18 protein-coding genes are annotated in these 16027 nt (G+C 63.7%); 3 read left to right on the top strand and 15 right to left on the bottom strand.

Features of this window, described 5'->3' with window-relative positions; all coding sequences use genetic code 11:
- Positions 1–79 precede the first annotated feature (79 nt).
- The 6 genes from JFN93_RS23985 to JFN93_RS23960 form a co-directional block, all read right to left on the bottom strand.
- The gene (locus tag JFN93_RS23985; RefSeq protein WP_199386918.1) at positions 80–448 is read right to left on the bottom strand and encodes a response regulator; all 369 of its coding nucleotides are present in this window, start codon (positions 446–448) and stop codon (positions 80–82) included.
- The gene (locus JFN93_RS23980) at positions 445–2469 is read right to left on the bottom strand and encodes a sensor histidine kinase (protein ID WP_199386917.1); all 2025 of its coding nucleotides are present in this window, start codon (positions 2467–2469) and stop codon (positions 445–447) included. Before JFN93_RS23980 ends, JFN93_RS23985 begins: the two co-directional genes overlap by 4 nt.
- A gap of 103 nt (positions 2470–2572) precedes the next feature.
- Entirely contained in the window at positions 2573–3979 is a 1407-nt protein-coding gene (locus tag JFN93_RS23975) for an MASE3 domain-containing protein (RefSeq protein ID WP_199386916.1), read from the bottom strand.
- A 489-nt stretch (positions 3980–4468) separates the two neighbouring features.
- On the bottom strand, positions 4469–4744 hold the full coding sequence (locus JFN93_RS23970) for a hypothetical protein (protein WP_199386915.1): 276 nt from the start codon (positions 4742–4744) through the stop codon (positions 4469–4471).
- A gap of 23 nt (positions 4745–4767) precedes the next feature.
- Positions 4768–4956: a ferredoxin gene (locus JFN93_RS23965; RefSeq protein ID WP_199386914.1), complete on the bottom strand. Its 189-nt coding sequence runs from the start codon at positions 4954–4956 to the stop codon at positions 4768–4770.
- A gap of 218 nt (positions 4957–5174) precedes the next feature.
- On the bottom strand, positions 5175–5474 hold the full coding sequence (locus JFN93_RS23960) for a DUF1540 domain-containing protein (RefSeq protein WP_199386913.1): 300 nt from the start codon (positions 5472–5474) through the stop codon (positions 5175–5177).
- 220 nt (positions 5475–5694) lie between these two features.
- On the opposite strand from JFN93_RS23960, the gene JFN93_RS23955 reads away from it, so the two are divergent.
- The gene (locus JFN93_RS23955) at positions 5695–6561 is read left to right on the top strand and encodes a zinc dependent phospholipase C family protein (RefSeq protein ID WP_199386912.1); all 867 of its coding nucleotides are present in this window, start codon (positions 5695–5697) and stop codon (positions 6559–6561) included.
- A gap of 103 nt (positions 6562–6664) precedes the next feature.
- Here the strand turns inward: JFN93_RS23955 and hgcB are convergent, their stop codons facing one another.
- From hgcB to pyk, 9 genes are all read right to left on the bottom strand, one after another.
- Positions 6665–6961: a mercury methylation ferredoxin HgcB gene (gene hgcB, locus JFN93_RS23950; RefSeq protein WP_199386911.1), complete on the bottom strand. Its 297-nt coding sequence runs from the start codon at positions 6959–6961 to the stop codon at positions 6665–6667.
- A 10-nt stretch (positions 6962–6971) separates the two neighbouring features.
- Positions 6972–8135 (bottom strand): mercury methylation corrinoid protein HgcA, encoded by a 1164-nt coding sequence (gene hgcA / locus JFN93_RS23945; RefSeq protein WP_264175415.1) that lies wholly within the window; start codon positions 8133–8135, stop codon positions 6972–6974.
- A gap of 130 nt (positions 8136–8265) precedes the next feature.
- Complete coding sequence (locus tag JFN93_RS23940) at positions 8266–8766, bottom strand: putative zinc-binding protein (protein ID WP_199386910.1); 501 nt, start codon at positions 8764–8766, stop codon at positions 8266–8268.
- Positions 8767–8848: 82 nt separating this feature from the next.
- A complete protein-coding gene (locus JFN93_RS23935) occupies positions 8849–9397 on the bottom strand; it encodes a sigma-70 family RNA polymerase sigma factor (protein WP_199386909.1) in 549 nt (182 codons plus the stop codon).
- Between the two features lie 47 nt (positions 9398–9444).
- Positions 9445–10485, bottom strand: coding sequence for an ACR3 family arsenite efflux transporter (gene arsB / locus JFN93_RS23930; RefSeq protein WP_199386908.1), 1041 nt, complete (start codon positions 10483–10485; stop codon positions 9445–9447).
- The gene (locus JFN93_RS23925; RefSeq protein ID WP_199386907.1) at positions 10482–10901 is read right to left on the bottom strand and encodes an arsenate reductase ArsC; all 420 of its coding nucleotides are present in this window, start codon (positions 10899–10901) and stop codon (positions 10482–10484) included. Before JFN93_RS23925 ends, arsB begins: the two co-directional genes overlap by 4 nt.
- Before the next feature lie 37 nt (positions 10902–10938).
- A complete protein-coding gene (locus tag JFN93_RS23920) occupies positions 10939–11277 on the bottom strand; it encodes an ArsR/SmtB family transcription factor (RefSeq protein ID WP_199386906.1) in 339 nt (112 codons plus the stop codon).
- Between the two features lie 194 nt (positions 11278–11471).
- On the bottom strand, positions 11472–12200 hold the full coding sequence (locus tag JFN93_RS23915; protein WP_199386905.1) for an MBL fold metallo-hydrolase: 729 nt from the start codon (positions 12198–12200) through the stop codon (positions 11472–11474).
- A gap of 16 nt (positions 12201–12216) precedes the next feature.
- The gene (gene pyk / locus JFN93_RS23910; protein ID WP_199386904.1) at positions 12217–13668 is read right to left on the bottom strand and encodes a pyruvate kinase; all 1452 of its coding nucleotides are present in this window, start codon (positions 13666–13668) and stop codon (positions 12217–12219) included.
- Positions 13669–13990: 322 nt separating this feature from the next.
- Between pyk and JFN93_RS23905 the strand changes: the two genes are divergently transcribed.
- Both JFN93_RS23905 and JFN93_RS23900 read left to right on the top strand, forming a co-directional pair.
- Entirely contained in the window at positions 13991–15040 is a 1050-nt protein-coding gene (locus JFN93_RS23905) for a class I SAM-dependent methyltransferase (protein WP_199386903.1), read from the top strand.
- A 105-nt stretch (positions 15041–15145) separates the two neighbouring features.
- Positions 15146–16003: a methyltransferase domain-containing protein gene (locus JFN93_RS23900; protein ID WP_199386902.1), complete on the top strand. Its 858-nt coding sequence runs from the start codon at positions 15146–15148 to the stop codon at positions 16001–16003.
- Positions 16004–16027: the final 24 nt, after the last annotated feature.

Raw genomic sequence — 16027 nt, 5'->3', positions numbered from 1 at the left:
TTGCAATACAGTTCAAGCCCCCGGTGGGAGCGGCGCGGCCCGTGCCGCATCGGCAGGCGGGCCCGGTTTCTCCCCGCGCCTAGCCGATCCCGATCGCCTGGTGAATCCGCTCCACGAGGGTGAGCGGGTCGATCGGCTTTTCGAAGTAGGCGGTGCATCCCGCCTCCAGGATCCGCTCGCGGTCGCCGGACATGGCGAAGGAGGTGATCGCCACGATCGGAATGGTGGCTCCCTGCGGCATGCTGCGGATGCGCCGGGTCGCCTCGACACCGTCGATACCGGGGAGATTGATGTCCATGACGATGAACACCAGATCCTCATCAAGCGCCAGGGCCACCCCCGCTTCGCCGGTTTCCGCCGGGAGCACCTGGTAGCCGGCCCGCTCCAGGGCGTAGCGAACCAGCCGGATGTTGTCCTTGTTGTCCTCGATGACCAGGACCTTTTTCATGGCAGCCTCGCCGGAATCGAAATGGAAAACCGGCTCCCCCGGCCCAGTTCGCTTTCCACGGTCACCTCGCCGTGCAGGACCTCGGTGACCAGTTTGTGGGTAAGGTAAAGCCCGAGCCCGGTACCGGGCGCCGCCTCGTCCGGTGGGCCGAACCGGACGAAGGGCTGGAACATCCGGGTGAGATCCTGCTCCCGGATCCCGACCCCGGTGTCGCGGACCGCGATCGCCACCCGGCTCGGCTCTCCGGCTCCCTCGATCGAAACGGTAAGGTCGATCCCCCCGCGCTTGGTGAACTTCACCGCGTTGGAGAGGAGGTTCAAGACCCCCTGGAGGAGCCGGCGCCGGTCGGTCCGCAGGGCGACCGGCACCGCGGCAACCCGCAGCGCGAGCCCGCGCTCCTCGGCATCCCGGCGCACCAGGTTCACCGCCTCGGCTACCAGCTCTCCCAGGTCGAACTCCTCCACCACCGCCCCTACCTGCCCCGCCTCGATGCGCGAGACGTCGATGACGTCGTTGACCAGGTTCAAAAGGTGCCGCCCGGAGCGCAGGATGATTTCCAGGTTCTCCTGCTGCTCATGGTTGATCGCCCCGGTCCAGCCGTGCAGCATGATGCTGGAAAAGCCGATGATCGAGTTGAGCGGGGTGCGCAGCTCGTGGCTCATCGAGGCGATGAACATGGATTTCAGCTGGTCCAGTTCGGTCAGTCGCACGTTGACTCCCTGAAGTTCTGCCGTCTTCTGGTTGAGATCGTCCACGAGGTTGATCAGGGCCCGCTGGCTGTCGGCCAGCTCGGTGGTCTTGCGGTTCAGGGCCCCGGTTCGCTCCTCCACCCGCTGTTCGAGTTCCCGGGACACCTTGCGCAGCGCGGCGTCGGCGTCGATCTGCTCGGTGATGTCCCGGTTGCTCCCCCGGATCCCCTGGAAGTTGCCGGCCGCATCGTGAATGGGACGGCAGGCGTGCTCGATCCAGCGCAGGCTTCCGTCGGTGTGGAAGATGCGGAACTGGAGCCGCGCCGTGGCCGGTGCGCCGTTCCCCAAATCGTGCCGGTGCTCCCGGAACAGCGGCACATCGTCCGGATGGACGATCCGTTCCATCAGCTCCGGATCGGCGAGAAACTCCCCGGCCGTGCGACCGCTGACCCGCTGGCAGGACGGCGAGGTGTAGACGAACTGACCGGCGGCGTCGATCCAGAACTCCCAGTCGTAGGTGTTGTCCGCCACCACCCGGTACTTGTCGGCAACCTGCCGCAGGGCTTCGTGGCTGCGCCCGATTTCCGTCGCCATCCGGTCGTAGGCGGCGCCGAGCTGGGCCAGTTCGTCCTCCCCCCCCAGCCCGGCACGGGCGGCGAGATCGCCGGCGGTGAAGCGGCGTGCGGCGGCGACCAAGACGCCCACCCGGCGGGAAAAGACCAGGTGCAGGAAGATCCCCAGCGCCACCATGCAGGCCGCGTGAAAGGAGCCGGTGATCAGCACGTGGCGTTGCAAAGCGTGGCGCCGGACCGCCTTGCGGAAGCTCATGTCGTAGCTTTGGTACAGCATGCCGAGCCGATGCGCTCCCAGCTTGCCGCGGGTGCCGAAGGGGATCGGAGAGCAGGCTACGATGGTGTTCCGGTCCGGGGCGGGTGCCACCTGTCCGGCCAAGGTGGCGGCGGCACGCCGCGCCAGCTGCGGATCGAGGCCGGGGAAGACGCTTGCTACCGGCCGTCCCACCAACTCCACCCGGGAACTTGCCGTCACCTTGCCGCTTTCGTCGGTGAGCACGAGCCGCTGCACCGCGGGATGGCCGCCCCAGGTGGAGAGGGCGGCTTGAGCGCCGCTCCAGTCGTCTGGGGAAAGACGGTACCGGATCGTTTCCTGGAGCTGGTGCATGTCCTGGGTCACCAGCTCCAGGGCCGCAGCCTCTTCCTGGGCGTCGGCGGCCCGGCGGCTGTATCCGAAGGTCACCGCTTCGGCCAGAAGCAACAAAAGGAGCAGGGCGAGCGGGATGCTCCAGCGCAGCGGAATCCGAGTCAGCAGGGTCATCGCCCCCCCTCCGCCTCAAGGCTCGCACCGAGCCGGCGGGCGCCTCGGTCGGGTCGGTCGCTCCGGCAACCGAGCAGCTTGCGTCCCAGGTCCCCCCCTGCCATCAGGCATGCTCCAGAGCGTCACTACCTTGCAGCTTGGCGAGCTGCTCCTTGAGCTCGGCCATGCGCAACTCGCGCCCCACGAAAAGCCGGTTCAGCCGTTCCAGCTCCTCGTTTTTCTCCTCAAGTTCCCGGGTCCGCTCGCGGACCCGTTCCTCCAAAAGGTCCGTCAGCCGGCGCAGCGACTCCTCCGCCTCCCGGCGCTGGGTCACGTCGCGCACCAGCGAAAAGATCAGCTTTTTCCCCTCGATTTCGGTGAGACAGGTACTCACCTCAACCGGGATCTTCCTCCCGTCCTTGGCAACCTGCACCGTCTCGAAAGCGGCCTGGCCGTTGCGGGCCAGGGCCTGCATCACGGAGAAGATCTTGTCGCGCCGTTCGGGCTCGTCGATCTGCAGCGGACTGAGCCGCGCCAGCTCTTCCCGGCGGTAGCCGAGGAGGTTGCAGGCGGCATCGTTTACTTCGATGAAGGGCCCGGGAGTCCCGTCCGCCAGTACCTCGTGGATGAAAACCGCGTCGTAGGCGCTTTGGAACAGGACCCGGTATTTCTCCTGGCTGGTGCGCAGCTCCCGGGTCCGCTCCGCAACCCGCTCCTCGAGAAGCTCCCGCTCCCGGCGCAGCGCCTGTTCGGCCGCCTTCAATTCCCTGAAGATCAGGAGGTACGGATGGGTGAGCCCGGTCGCCAAAAGCGCCCGGTATATGAGGTAAAACGCAGCGAGCTTGAGCAGGTGGCCGAGCAGGTTGGAAAAGCCGTACACGCTCAGGTACGCGGTAAAGGAGAGTTCGGACAAGGCCGTGCCGCCCAGGGAGCAGACGATGTAGAGAAAGACCTGGCGGTCGAACTCTTCGCGCCGGCGGTAGAAAAGCACCAGCGCGAGCCCGATCATCCCGATGATGACGTACTCGCTGGCGACCTTGAAAGGGGTGAGCCCCTTTCCCTCGATGAAGCAGTCCGGAAAATGCCCGGTGGCGAGAGTGACCGCGAACCCGAGCAGGGCGCCGGAATAGCCCAGGAAGGTGGCGGTGTCGTTCACCCGGCGCCTGGTGAAAAGCGGCGCCAGGCACAGGGTCGCCCCCTGCAGGTAGCGGGCGGCGATCCAGAGCTGGGTGGGGAGGTTCGCCGTGGAATGGGGGAAGACGTTGATCCCCTTGTACGCGAGGGTGTGGAACAGGTCGATGAAGGCGGCGAAGGCATAGCCGACCCCGATCAGGTGGATGCAGCCGTTGGGGACGATGCGGCGGGTGTTCCAGGCGAGGATGAAAAGGGTGAACCCGATGGCGATGGTGGCGATTTCCACCAGGCTGTGGAACAGGATGTAGGAATAGAAGCTGCTGAGATAAACCCCAGCGGTAATCAACGCGACTGCTACGAGGTAAAAAATCCTGTCGAGATCGCTCCGGTCAATCACGCGGCTCCCCTTCCCGAAACACCGACTGCTGCGACACCCACTACAAGACAAAACATCTTGCTATCGCGACACGTACTACAGTTTCACGGTCGGTACCGACTGTCTCAGTGACCTTGAAGTCGATCATGAATGCCGCTCATGATGAAGGGAGACGTCTGAAAACCGCCAATACCCGGTATTGAGCTGCTCTTTTGACTGTCTGATTAAACGGCCTCCCAAGTCTATCTCCCACAAGAAAAAGTTCAACTCAATTAACCAAAGCTAATCTTTTCTTTGTGCTGAATTTGATAGAGCTTTTTGCAGCGCCTATGACAGATAGTCGCATGGCCGGCATCACCTCTATGCCACGAACCATACGTTTCGGAAGGCAATAACCCGGTCTTGGTCATCGAGCTCCCCCGGCTCCCCGGAAATTTCGAGATGCACAAATAGAAAGGCCCCCGCGGCATGAGCCGGGGGGCCTTTCGGAATTCTCACCACGGGCGGCGCTCAGGAGGGCGGCGCCTCGGGCATGGCAGCATCGTCGGCACTGTCGGGATCGACCTCCGGGCGCAGGTAGCGCTCCAACTCACCGTAGACCTCATCGAAGGTCAGGGTCATCGCGGCGACCTTGTCGAAATCCGGGCCGTCGCCGGAAAGGCAGGAATCGTGCAGTTCCTTGATCAACTCGCGGAGGGTGCCGAGCCCCCGGTAGGTCTCCTTCAGTATCCGGTACGAACTTTCCGCCAACTCCTGAAGCCTTTCCTCGCGTATCGCGGTCGTCATGGTTCCCCTCCTCTTGGGTTTGCTCAGCGCCAGTGGATGCACCCCACGGGACATCCGTCGATCGCCTCCTGGGCCTTGGCCTCGCTCGCTGCAATCTGGCCGTGCACCTCCGCGACCGAAGACGCGCTGAGGCGGAAGAGCTCAGGGGCAACGGCGGTGCAGAGTTCGCACCCGATGCAGGCATCCTGGTCGACATAAACCTCGCGAGCCATCCGGATCCTCCTTGCCGTGGTGCCGATGCGGGCGGCAGGGATACTGGCTGCGGCATCCCTGCCGCGCTTTTTCCGGTAAAACGAAACCATCTCTTCATCAACATGCGGTACCGGGTGCTGCCTGATCAAGCAGAGAGTCCGCCGCAGTTCGGGCAGACAGCGGGAAGGAGCGGAGGTTCAGGTTGGGGAAAACAGGAAGAAAAGCGGGTTCCCCCGCATCAGCTCCTCGGTTTATAGGTGAAGCAATCGGGGTGTCCCTGGTGCTTGCCGACGGTGATGTTGGTGGCGGTGCACTCGAGGGAATTGTTGAAGGTGCATTTCTCGACCTTGCAGGCGCCGACTCCACCCTGGATGTCGACGAGTCCCCCTTTCTGGGTGCCGTGCAGGTAGGTATCACAGTTGGGGCAGGTGTCGCCGGGCCCCCCGACGGTGATCGCCAGGGTGTGGCAGGCATTGTGTTTGTTGTATGAGCAGTCGACGACATCGCACGCTGTTATTCTCACCATTTCTTTTTCCATTTATTAGTCTCCTTTAACCGCCCCTTCACGCCATCAAGATTTGTAGCAGGTCGACCAACTTAGTCAAGCCGGGCGATGCCGCGGATTTGCTGAGGTTTCGGTTGCCCGAGGAGACATTTTTCTTTAAGATGACCCGGTCGAGCGCCGTGCCGAGATTCCCCACGGGCGTGAGCGCAACGCCCCGGCAAAGGCACGGGATCGAGCTGACGAAAAGGTATTCATGCCCAAGGAACTGACCCATTGGATCATTGCGGATAAAACCCGGCAGCGGCTTTCCGGAAGCGGCATCGGCGCAACCGTCGCGGCGCACCGTGCCGAGTACCTGGCCGGGGCGGTCCTCCCCGACACCCTGTTGCACGTCTTTCGCGGGCCCCATGCCCGCGTTGCCCTGGGGCTCTCGCACCACTTCCACGATCCGCCTCACGACAGCTACCTCCCCCTGGTGCAGGCCTGGCAGAAAGCCGGTTCGCTCCCCGCTCCCGTCTTCGCCTGCCTGCTCGGGGTGGTCAGCCACATGCAGGCGGACATGGCGATCCACCCGAACGTTTTTGCCCGCACCGGAAAAAAGATGGGAGAGCACTATCGGCTGGAGACCCGCATCGACACCGACTTTCTGCGCCGGGGCGAGACGCCGCCGGTACGGCGCATGCGCGAGCTGGTAACCCCGGCCACCCGCGGCGCGCTGGTAGAGGCGCTGGGGCTCGTATTCGACCCGGAAGGAAGGCTGCCACGGGCGACCCTGGAGCGGGCCCTGGAGCTGCACTGCCGGTTCCAGGGGATGTACGACCGGTTGCCTTGGAAGGTGTTCGCGGGGGTGGTGGGAAGGATCTGCGGCGCGCCGTTCAGCGATCAGCGCCACCTGTTCTACCCGTTGGTAAGGAGGGGAAGACCGCAGCCGGAGCCGGAGAGCTGGCGGCACCCCGGCACGGGGGAGCAAAGAAGGGAGACGGTGTCCGAGCTGGCCGAGTGTGCGGCGCAGCGGACGGCGGAGCTCTTCCGCCGGATCGAGGAGAAAGGGTTCGTGGCGGCACTTTCCGAGGCGGAGGGGAAAAGCCTGATCAATGAAACAATGAACCATGAACCATGATCAAAACCATCGCCGGCATTTCCATCATGACTGCAAGACGAAAAAGCCTCGGCATCTATGCCAAGGCTTATCCCTTCGTATGCTGTTGATCATTGTTCCTTGATCATTGACAGCACCCTCCCGTTTTGATCCCCTTCAGCAGTTTTCGCTCTTGCAGCCATTCGTTGATCAGACCGCTGGCGCAGCCTACCCCGGCATCGACAGTGATGGCCCGGGCGGCGCAGTTCTTGGCACAGGCGCCGCACTCCATGCAGGCGTCGCGGTCCATCAGCTCCGCCTTGCGCCCCTGCACCGCAAATACCTGGTGCGGACATACCTCGACGCAACGGCCGCACCCGGTGCAGCGCGCCGGATCGAACTGAAGCGTCGTCACGTCTTCCAGATAACGAAATCCTTTCATAGCTCTCTCCTCAAACGAACCAGGCCGCCACGACCAGCAACAGGCTCACCGCCAAGCTCCCCGCCATCACCGGGAGGCTCAGCCGCATCTCCTTCTTCACGCCGGAACGGGAGGTGTAGGTGGTGCAGCCGGTGAAGTTCAGCCCGTAGAAGGAACTGAAGGCGGGAAAGGCGAAAAAGGCGGCAGCGGCAAGGGGCCACCCCCAACTCGCACCGCCGGCCCCCAGGTAGAAGCAGGCGGTATAGATGACTCCCGCCACCGCCCCCTTGAGGGCGAAGCTCCGTCCGGGAAGCCACGGCAAGAGCGCCGGGGTTACCGCAATGCCGGTGAGGCAGGCGCCGAAGTAACCGCCGAAGGCGGTGAGGGCGGCGCTTAAGCCACCCACCGCGTAGAAGAGCGCGAAAAGAACCGCCCCGACCCAGGCAATCGGCTTCAGCGCCAGCATCACCTCGACCGGGATCAGCACCAGGCGCTCGTAGAAGGAAAAGGTGATCTCCCGCATCCTGGCCGTCGTCACCGCTCCGTTTGCCAGGTATTCCGGCAGGTCCGCGGCGCGCAGCGTGGCGTAACGGACGGCGAAGCCGGTCTGGCGGGTCACCTCGTGCGCCGCCACGCCGGGGGCCCCCAGAATCGGGAGAATCAGACGGCGGTGGGAGACGAACTGGTCCAGCCGGCTTAGCCGGATCCGGTTCACCAGCTCCTCGGTCCCGAAAGTCCCCTTCCCCGCCGCACACCAGACGTTGATCCCGTAGGTCTCGAGGACCAGCAGCCACACGTCATGCCCGCCCAGCTCGGAGCGGACCGCGTCAAAGCTCATCTTGTAATTGGCGGTTACCAGGACCGGCGACTCCGGGGTCGGATTGCCCAGTGCGTAGAGCCCGGGGGGAACCAGGTAGTGCATCCGGTTGATCCCCCAGCGGGCCAGGCAGGCCCCGAGGTGATCGGCAGCCTGCAAGACGGTGCCGATGCGGGCCACCCGCCCGGCAGGGGTTTCCCGCCACCCGGCAAAACCGGGAACCTTCTCGTCAATAGCTCCGCCGCCGGCGGAGACGGGAGGGCCTCAACAGGGTGGCTTGTCGGAGCCGGAGTCCGAGGGAGCGCCGCACTGCGCAGGGGCGGCAACCTTCACCTTCAAAGGTCCCCCTCCCAGTTTCTTCACCGTCTTGACGTTCATAAGATTCTCCTTCCCGGAGCGCTCCGGGGTGCCGGACGCTGCCGCGGTCTACGGCATCGGGTAATTGCAGTAGCGCCAAGCGCTGCGGGATCCGGGCCGGACCGCTGCCGGCCCGGCCCAAATCTTACTGCTACAACATGGCCGCAACCTTCTCGGCGACCGTCCGGGCGTGGGCCCGGATCTGTTCTTCCGGCATCTCATCGGCCCCGTAGAGGGACCGGTCGAACTCGTAGAGCCGGTCGGCGACGATCGGCTCGGGGGCGAGGCCGTCCACCACCCCGCGCATCATGCGCGAGGAGCAGTTCACGAAACACCCCTCCAGGGCGATCACCCGATCCACGGTGGCGACGAGGTTTCGCTGCCCGCCGTTCTTGGTGAAAGCGCCCCCCAGGCAGACCCGGACCGTTTTCTGCGGCGCGAGCTCGTGGCAGAGGAGATTCGCCGCCCGGCGGGCGATCTCGCCGCGCAGGCAGGCCCCCTCGCAGCAGAGCACCGCGACCGGCTTCGTCTTTTGCCGCTCGGCGAACTCGTCGCAGAGATGGCAGTTGTTCTTCGCCATCTCGATCCGTACGGTTTCGTAACCGGCGTCTTCTCCCTTGCGGTCCATCCCGCAGCATCCTTTCATGTCCATGGCAACCTCCGTCGGTGGAATATCCTGCTGCCTGCTTAGACGGAGGGACGGGGCGAAGGGATACGCGCTTGCTCTGCTTTTTTCATTTCCGGTCGCACATCAGGGCGCTGCGCTCGTCGCGGTAGAAGGTGCACTGCACCCGCATGGCCTCCCGCAGGCGGGTCCGGGCTCGATGCAGGCGGATCTTCACGACATCCAGGCTCAAATCGAGCACCCCGGCGATCTCAGGATTGGAGAGTTCCTCGAACTCGCTCAAAAGGAGCACCGTGCGATAAGCATCGGGGAGACGGTCCACCATGGCGCGGACGCAGTCGCTCATCTCCTCCCGGATCAGCCGCTGGTCGGAGCGCTCCGCTCCGGCATCGGGAAGGTCGGCCACCGCCTCCTCGTCGAGCAGCTCCTCCGCCCCCTGATGCCGCAGCGCACGCCGATGGTCCAGCGCGGCGTTGGTGGCGATCCGGTAGATCCAGGTGGAGAGGGACGCTTCCTCCCGGAAACCGTCGAGCGAACGGCTCACCTTCAGAAAGACCACCTGGGCGAGGTCCGGTGCGTCGGCTTCCCCGACCAGGTTGGTCAGGTAACGCTGGATCTTGGGCTGGAATTCCCGGTAGACGGCGGCGAAATCTTCCATGGCGCTCCCCTCCGTTCCATCTGTTCCGGACCCGAAATTTTCCCGGCTCAGGCGGCGAACTGGCGCCGGAACCGGAAGGCCACGTTGACGAGGCCGATCATCACCGGCACCTCGACCAGGGGGCCGATCACCGCGGCGAAGGCGGCCCCGGAGTTGAGCCCGAACACCGCGACGGCGACGGCGATGGCGAGTTCGAAGTTGTTGCTCGCGGCAGTGAAGGCCAGGGTCGTGGTCTTGCCGTAGTCGGCGCCGAGCCTTTTCCCCATCCAGAACGACACCAGGAACATGATCACGAAGTAGATGAGAAGCGGGATGGCGATCCGCACCACGTCCATCGGGATGGATACGATCAGTTTCCCCTTGAGGCTGAACATGACCACGATGGTGAACAAAAGCGCGGCCAGGGTGAGCGGACCGATCCGGGGCACGAACTCGCGGTGGTAGCGCTCCTTGCCCATCATCTTCACTCCCACCAGGCGGGTCAGCGCGCCGGCGATGCAGGGGATGCCGAGGTAGATGAAGACGCTCTTGGCGATCTGGGCGATGCTCACGTCGACGACGCTCCCGGAGAGCCCGAAGAGCGGCGGGAGCACGGTGATGAAGAGCCAGGCGTAGACGCTGTAGAAGAGAACCTGGAAGATGCTGTTGAAGGCGACGAGACCGGCGGCGTACTCGGTGTTCCCCTGGGCGAGCTCGTTCCAGACGATGACCATGGCGATGCAGCGGGCCAGCCCGATCATGATGAGCCCGACCATGTACTCGGGGCGGTCCGACAGGAAGGCGATCGCCAGGCCGAACATCAGGACCGGGCCGATCACCCAGTTCTGGACCAGGGAGAGCCCGAGCACCTTCTTGTTATGGAAGACTTCCGGCATCTCCTCGTAGCGCACCTTGGCAAACGGGGGATACATCATGAGGATGAGCCCCGCCGCGATCGGGATGTTGGTAGTGCCGACCTGGAAGCGGTTCACGAAATCCTCGACGCCGGGAACGAAATAGCCGAGCCCCACGCCCAGTGCCATCGCCGCGAAGATCCAGGCGGTGAGCCAGCGATCCAGGAAAGAGAGATTCTTGCTCACCTCGCTCATCGATCCGCCTCCTTCAGATAGTCGGCCAACCGCAGCCGCAGCTCGTCCCGGACCCGCCGGAACTCGGCAAGAATCTCGGCCTCGTCGCCTGCGGCCCGGGAGGGGTCGTCGAAACCGAGGTGGACGCGGCGCACCCCACCGAAAAAGGTCGGGCAGATCTCGTTGGCGGAGCCGCACAGGGTGATGACGTGGTCGAAGGTCTCCCCCTCGAAGGTGTCGAGAGTCTTGGAATACTGAGCGGACGCGTCGATGCCGATCTCCTCCAGCACCCGGAGGGCCCAAGGATGCACCCGCGTCGCCTCGGTTCCGGCAGAAAAGGCCTGGTAACGCTCCCCGAGGTCATGGTTGATCAGCGCCTCCGCCATCTGGGATCGGCACGAGTTGTGGGTACAAAGAAGAAGAACCCGTTTTTTCACCACTACCTCCTTATATCCGAAATCGTGGATTCACAACTCAAGGACAACAAGATTTCCTGCGCTCGGCGAGCCGCTCGCGGTCCAGTCGTGCGGCATCGGTTACGGCCAGGAAGTTGCGCAGCACCGGGAGGAGGTACTGGTGCATCGGGGAAAGCGTGCGGCTGACCGAGTAGTGGATCCAGACACCGACGCGGCGATCCTTGAGCCAGCCGGCTTTCTTGAGCAGGGACAACTGCCGGGAGACCGTGGATTGCGGCATTTGGAGCACAGCCATGACGTCGCAGACGCAAAGCTCCTCCTGCTCCAGCAGCAGTGCCATGATGCGCAGCCGGGTCTCATCTTCGAGGGAACGGAATATCTGGGCGACGGTTTCCATGGCCGGGAATATATCCATAATTTTGGATATAGTCAAGAAGGAAAGCGAGCGTAGCCAGGAGAGGCAAATCCCCCCGTCCCCCCCTTCGTCAAAAGGGGGAGTCCGCGGACGGACGGGCGCAGCATGCTGCGCCCCTAGGGTGACGAGCGACCTTGATGGGAGATTGCAACGGGAACTTGGGCGGGACGGCTTGGTTACTTCATGCTCCGGATCCGGACCTCCACCTCGGGGTGGTTCCGAAGCAGGTAGGTGAGGCGGGAGGGATCGGTCTCCCCGTAATGGTACGGATAGAGTACCTTCGGATGGAAACGGAGCGCCGCATCGGCGACCATCTCGGGGGTCATGGTATAGGGAAGGTTCATCGGGAGAAAAGCGACATCGATCGCCTTCAATTCGGACATCTCGGGGATGTTCTCGGTGTCGCCGGCGATGTAGACCCGCTTGTCCCCGAAGGTGAGCACGTACCCGTTGCCGGCCCCCTTGGGATGAAACGGCTCGCCGCTTTCGCGCTTGTGTACGATGTTGTAGGCGGGGACCGCCTCGATCCTGATCCCGGCGACCTTGCGGGCGTCACCGTTTTGCATAACCATCCCCTCCCCGATCTTTTCGGCGCAGCGCTGGGTCAGGATCATCGCGGTCTGGTCGCCGCGGACCTTCCGGAGCGCCTGGGGATCCAGGTGGTCCTGGTGCTCGTGGGTGAGGAGCACCAGGTCCGCCTTGGGAAAGCCGGCGTAGTCGGCAAGCTTGCTGTAGGGATCGACCTGGATCACTTCGCCGTCGTAGCGGAACATAAGCGAGCCGTGCCCGATGAAGGTGATTTCCAGGGGCCCGGCGGAGGTCTCGATCACGTCCTTTTCGAAGGCAAACACGGGAACTGCAGCGCAGGTCGTCGCCAGAAGCAGGGCCAACAGGGTCATCTTCATGCCGTCCTCCTCAAGGCTACTCGCCGCCCCAGTTCCTGGGCGCCTCGCCGAGGCGGTGCACCTTGAGCAGGTTGGTGGTGCCGGTGGTCGAAAGCGGGCTCCCCATCGTGATGACGACCACGTCGTCCGGTTTCAGCAGGCCGGTTGCCAATACCGCCTCGTCGACCGAGAGGATCTGCGACTCGGTGTCCCCTTCGATATCGACGCGGATCGCGGTCACGCCGGCGTAAAGGGCAAGCCGACGCCGCACCTGCTGGGCCGGGGTCACCGCGATGATCGGCAGCGGCGGGCGGTACTTGGAGACCAGGGTCGCGGTCCTCCCGGTCTGGGTGAAGGCGAGGATCGCGCTGGCGTTCACCCCTTCGGCGACCCGGCAGGCGGCCTGCCCGATCACCTCGGAAAGCCGGCCGTGGTCCTTCAGCTCGATACTGGGAGTGAGGCTCGGCTTGGGCAAAAGCGGCTCCGCCTCGATGTCGCGCGCCACCTGCACCATCATGGAAACCGCCTCGATCGGGTAGCGCCCGGAGGCGGTCTCCGCCGACAGCATGATGGCGTCGGTGCCGTCCAGGATCGCATTGGCGACGTCGGAGGTCTCGGCGCGGGTCGGGCGCGGGTTCTGCACCATGCTCTCCAGCATCTGGGTTGCCGTGATGACGGGGCAGCCGGCCTCGTTGCACAGGCGGATGATCCGCTTCTGGATCAGGGGGACCTTCTCGGGGTTGATCTCGACCCCGAGATCGCCGCGGGCGACCATGATCCCGTCGGAGACGTCGAGGATCTTCTCGAAGTTCGCCACCGCCTCAGGCTTCTCGATCTTGGAGATGACCCGCAAAAACGACTCGCGCTCCTTGATGATCTCCTTAAGCTCGATGACGTCGGCCGCTTCGCGGACAAAGGACAGCGCGACGTAGTCCAGTTCCTCCCGGATGCAGAACTCGAGGTCCTCGCGATCCTTCTCGGTCAGCGCCGGGGCGGATATCTTGGCGCCGGGGAGGTTCATCCCCTTGCGGTCCTTGAGAATCCCGCCGGTAATCACCTGGCAGCGCACCTCGTCGCCGATGGAGGCAAGCACCTCCAGTTCCATCAGGCCGTCGTCGAGGAGGATCCGGTCCCCGGGGATCACGTCCTTGGGAAGCCCCTGGTACACCGTCGAGATGAGGTTCCCCTCCCCCTCCACCGGCCGGGTGGTGATGGTGACGTCGCTTCCGGCCACCAGCTCCAGCGCGCCCCCCTTCATCCGCCCCACGCGGATCTTGGGACCCTGCAGGTCGCCGAGGATCGCGACCGCCTTCTTGTACTTGCGGGCGGTTTCCCGGATGCAGCGGATGATGGGAACCTTCTGTTCCTGCTCCCCATGGGAGAAATTAAGGCGGAAGACATCGACCCCGGTGGTGATCAGGGCGTCGATCATCTCCGGCGTTTCGCTGGCCGGGCCTACGGTAGCAACAATCTTGGTACGTCTGAACATAGCGGTCTCCTTCACCGGTAAATCTGTAAATTCACCCAACATAGCCCTTCCCCCCGCAATCGTCAAGTAAAGCACCTGTTATGAAAGCGGGGCGACAGATCCTGCGCCGACGAGTCGGTTCGGTCACAGTTATTGGTTTGATCGTTTGACACAAGATCTGCATCCAGCTATATTAAGGCGGCTTTCATATTCAACCAGCCGAACACTATATGTCAACCGTCACCGTTCAATACTTACTTCATTGTTGCAAATCCAGCAGTTCTCTTCGCTTCACGCTGACATCGTTGTAACACCCCCAACCGATCTGGAGGAAGCGTCGCGCATGACCGGGAATAAACAGAGTGAGTACGCCCCGATAAAGAGTCTCTTGCTGCGCTGGTACGAGGAGCACCTCGCGGCATTGGACGAGGAGTTTCGCAACAAGGATGCGCTGCTTCAGGCTTTCGCCGATGCCGCCCAGAAAGGGGGCATGGGAGACGCGGTCCGGGAGGCCCTGGAACGGATCGGCGGCGCGGCCCCGCCGGTGGCCGGGGAGAGTCACGCGGAGCGGGTGTACCGGGCCCATCTTGAATTCGAGGAGAAGGAAACCAGTCTGGAGAGCTCGCTCGACGCGCGGCTGAGAACCGACACCGCCAACTGGTGGCGGCACCGGCGCCTGTGGGAGCCGGTCTTCGATTGTCTCTCCCATACCAAGAACGACCGCTGGCTCACCGTCGGCGACACCTTCGGCTCCGACGCCTTCCAGATGATGCGCGAGGGTTTCCGCAACGTGCTGCCGACCAGCATCGGCGGAACCTTCCTGGAGGACTCGAAAAAGCGCGGGCTCATTGCTGAGTACCGGGTGGAGAATGCCGAGGCGCTTTCCTTTGCCGACGGAAGCTTCGACTGGGCCGTCTGCCGCGAGGCGTTCCACCATTTTCCCCGGCCGATGGTGGCACTCTACGAGATGCTCCGGGTGGCCCGGAAGGGTGTGGTGCTGATCGAGCCGCAGGACCCGATGATCGACGTCCCGCAGTACACCGGGGAGCCGATCCTCGGCTACGAGAAGGCCGGCAACTACATCTATACGATCTCCCGGCGGGAACTGGAAAAGGTGGTGCTCGGGCTCGACCTGCCGGTTTTGGCGACGCGGGGGCTGTTCGACGTCTACTACGAAGGGGTCGAGGAACTCCCGGCAAGTGACGCCATCCCGCAGTTTTTGGAATTCCGGCGCCAGACCGAGGAAGGGCAGGCGCGCTGCGCGCAGAACCTGCAGAAGAACAACTACCTCCTGGCGATCATCTACAAGCAGAAGCTGCAGGAAGTGGACGTGACCCGGTATAACGGCTACTGGAAGATCACGGCCTACCCGGGGAACCCGTTCCTGAAGTAGTAACTCGCGCCCGGAAGGGGGCTCCCACGGGGTTGTCCTGAAAGTTGGTCTCGCCCCCCGCCGCGCACCGCCGGTGCGTGCATGATTTTCCGAGAAAGGTCCTCCATGGCTATCCCCGACACCGCTGCCCTGAAGCAGAAGTACAACCTCACCTACCATATCGACTACCTCCTCTATGGGGAGCAGTTGATCGGACTGAAGGGGAAGAAGGTCCTGGAAGTGGGGGGGAGTCTCCCCGAGGGGCTGGTGATCGGGGATTTACAGGCGGCACAGTGGCTCTCCCTGGAAGAGATCGACTACTGGACCGAGAGCCTGAGCACCGGACACCTGCAGGGAACCCCGCCCGAGCTCCAGGGGGAAAAGAAGCTTTTCGCGCAGGCCGATCCGGCGCAGTTTGCCGCGCACAACCTCTGCTTCGGCCGGATCGAGGAACTTCCGGAGGCGCTCACCGGCTATTTCGACGCGATCTTCTCGATAGCCGCCTTCGAGCACATTGCCAAGCTCCCGCTGGCACTGGAGAAGATGGCGCAGGCGCTGAGACCGGGGGGCAAGCTCTATGCCCTGTTCGGCCCGCTCTGGTCATCCTACAACGGGCACCACCTTCCCGAGATCGAGGACCGAGCCGGCAACCGCTGGAGTTTCAGCAACTCCCCGGTGCCGCCGTGGGCGCACCTTTTGGTGCGGCCGATGGAGCTTTTCGATTTTCTCTGCAGCAAGACCGACCCCGAGACCGCCCGCGAAATCGTCTACTTCGTGTACTCCTCGCCCCACATCAACCGCTTCTTCCTCGACGACTACCGCGAGATCGTCGCCAGGAGCAGCTTCACGACCCTTCAGTGCACGCCGATGTTCCCGGTCAACATGCAACCTCCGGTGCAGGAGCGCCTGGAGGCGATGTATCCGGGGCGGAAAAACTTCGACCACAGCAGCCTCCTGCTGGTGCTGGAGAAACCGGTGGGATAAGAGCCGATGAATTGTGGGAGCACC

The organism is Geomesophilobacter sediminis (assembly GCF_016458275.1).
GTDB classification, from domain to species: domain Bacteria; phylum Desulfobacterota; class Desulfuromonadia; order Geobacterales; family Geobacteraceae; genus Geomesophilobacter; species Geomesophilobacter sediminis.
The sequence above is the reverse complement of the archived record's forward strand: the minus strand, read 5'-3'. Positions and strand labels throughout refer to the sequence as shown.

Bases quoted from the DNA above. Each gene is read 5' to 3' on its own strand.
- JFN93_RS23985 (WP_199386918.1), bottom strand. From the start codon at position 448: ATGAAAAAGGTCCTGGTCATCGAGGACAACAAGGACAACATCCGGCTG.
- JFN93_RS23980 (WP_199386917.1), bottom strand. From the start codon at position 2,469: ATGACCCTGCTGACTCGGATTCCGCTGCGCTGGAGCATCCCGCTCGCC.
- JFN93_RS23970 (WP_199386915.1), bottom strand. From the start codon at position 4,744: ATGACGACCGCGATACGCGAGGAAAGGCTTCAGGAGTTGGCGGAAAGT.
- JFN93_RS23965 (WP_199386914.1), bottom strand. From the start codon at position 4,956: ATGGCTCGCGAGGTTTATGTCGACCAGGATGCCTGCATCGGGTGCGAA.
- JFN93_RS23960 (WP_199386913.1), bottom strand. From the start codon at position 5,474: ATGGAAAAAGAAATGGTGAGAATAACAGCGTGCGATGTCGTCGACTGC.
- JFN93_RS23955 (WP_199386912.1), top strand. From the start codon at position 5,695: ATGCCCAAGGAACTGACCCATTGGATCATTGCGGATAAAACCCGGCAG.
- hgcB (WP_199386911.1), bottom strand. From the start codon at position 6,961: ATGAAAGGATTTCGTTATCTGGAAGACGTGACGACGCTTCAGTTCGAT.
- JFN93_RS23940 (WP_199386910.1), bottom strand. From the start codon at position 8,766: ATGGACATGAAAGGATGCTGCGGGATGGACCGCAAGGGAGAAGACGCC.
- JFN93_RS23935 (WP_199386909.1), bottom strand. From the start codon at position 9,397: ATGGAAGATTTCGCCGCCGTCTACCGGGAATTCCAGCCCAAGATCCAG.
- arsB (WP_199386908.1), bottom strand. From the start codon at position 10,485: ATGAGCGAGGTGAGCAAGAATCTCTCTTTCCTGGATCGCTGGCTCACC.
- JFN93_RS23920 (WP_199386906.1), bottom strand. From the start codon at position 11,277: ATGGAAACCGTCGCCCAGATATTCCGTTCCCTCGAAGATGAGACCCGG.
- JFN93_RS23915 (WP_199386905.1), bottom strand. From the start codon at position 12,200: ATGAAGATGACCCTGTTGGCCCTGCTTCTGGCGACGACCTGCGCTGCA.
- pyk (WP_199386904.1), bottom strand. From the start codon at position 13,668: ATGTTCAGACGTACCAAGATTGTTGCTACCGTAGGCCCGGCCAGCGAA.
- JFN93_RS23905 (WP_199386903.1), top strand. From the start codon at position 13,991: ATGACCGGGAATAAACAGAGTGAGTACGCCCCGATAAAGAGTCTCTTG.
- JFN93_RS23900 (WP_199386902.1), top strand. From the start codon at position 15,146: ATGGCTATCCCCGACACCGCTGCCCTGAAGCAGAAGTACAACCTCACC.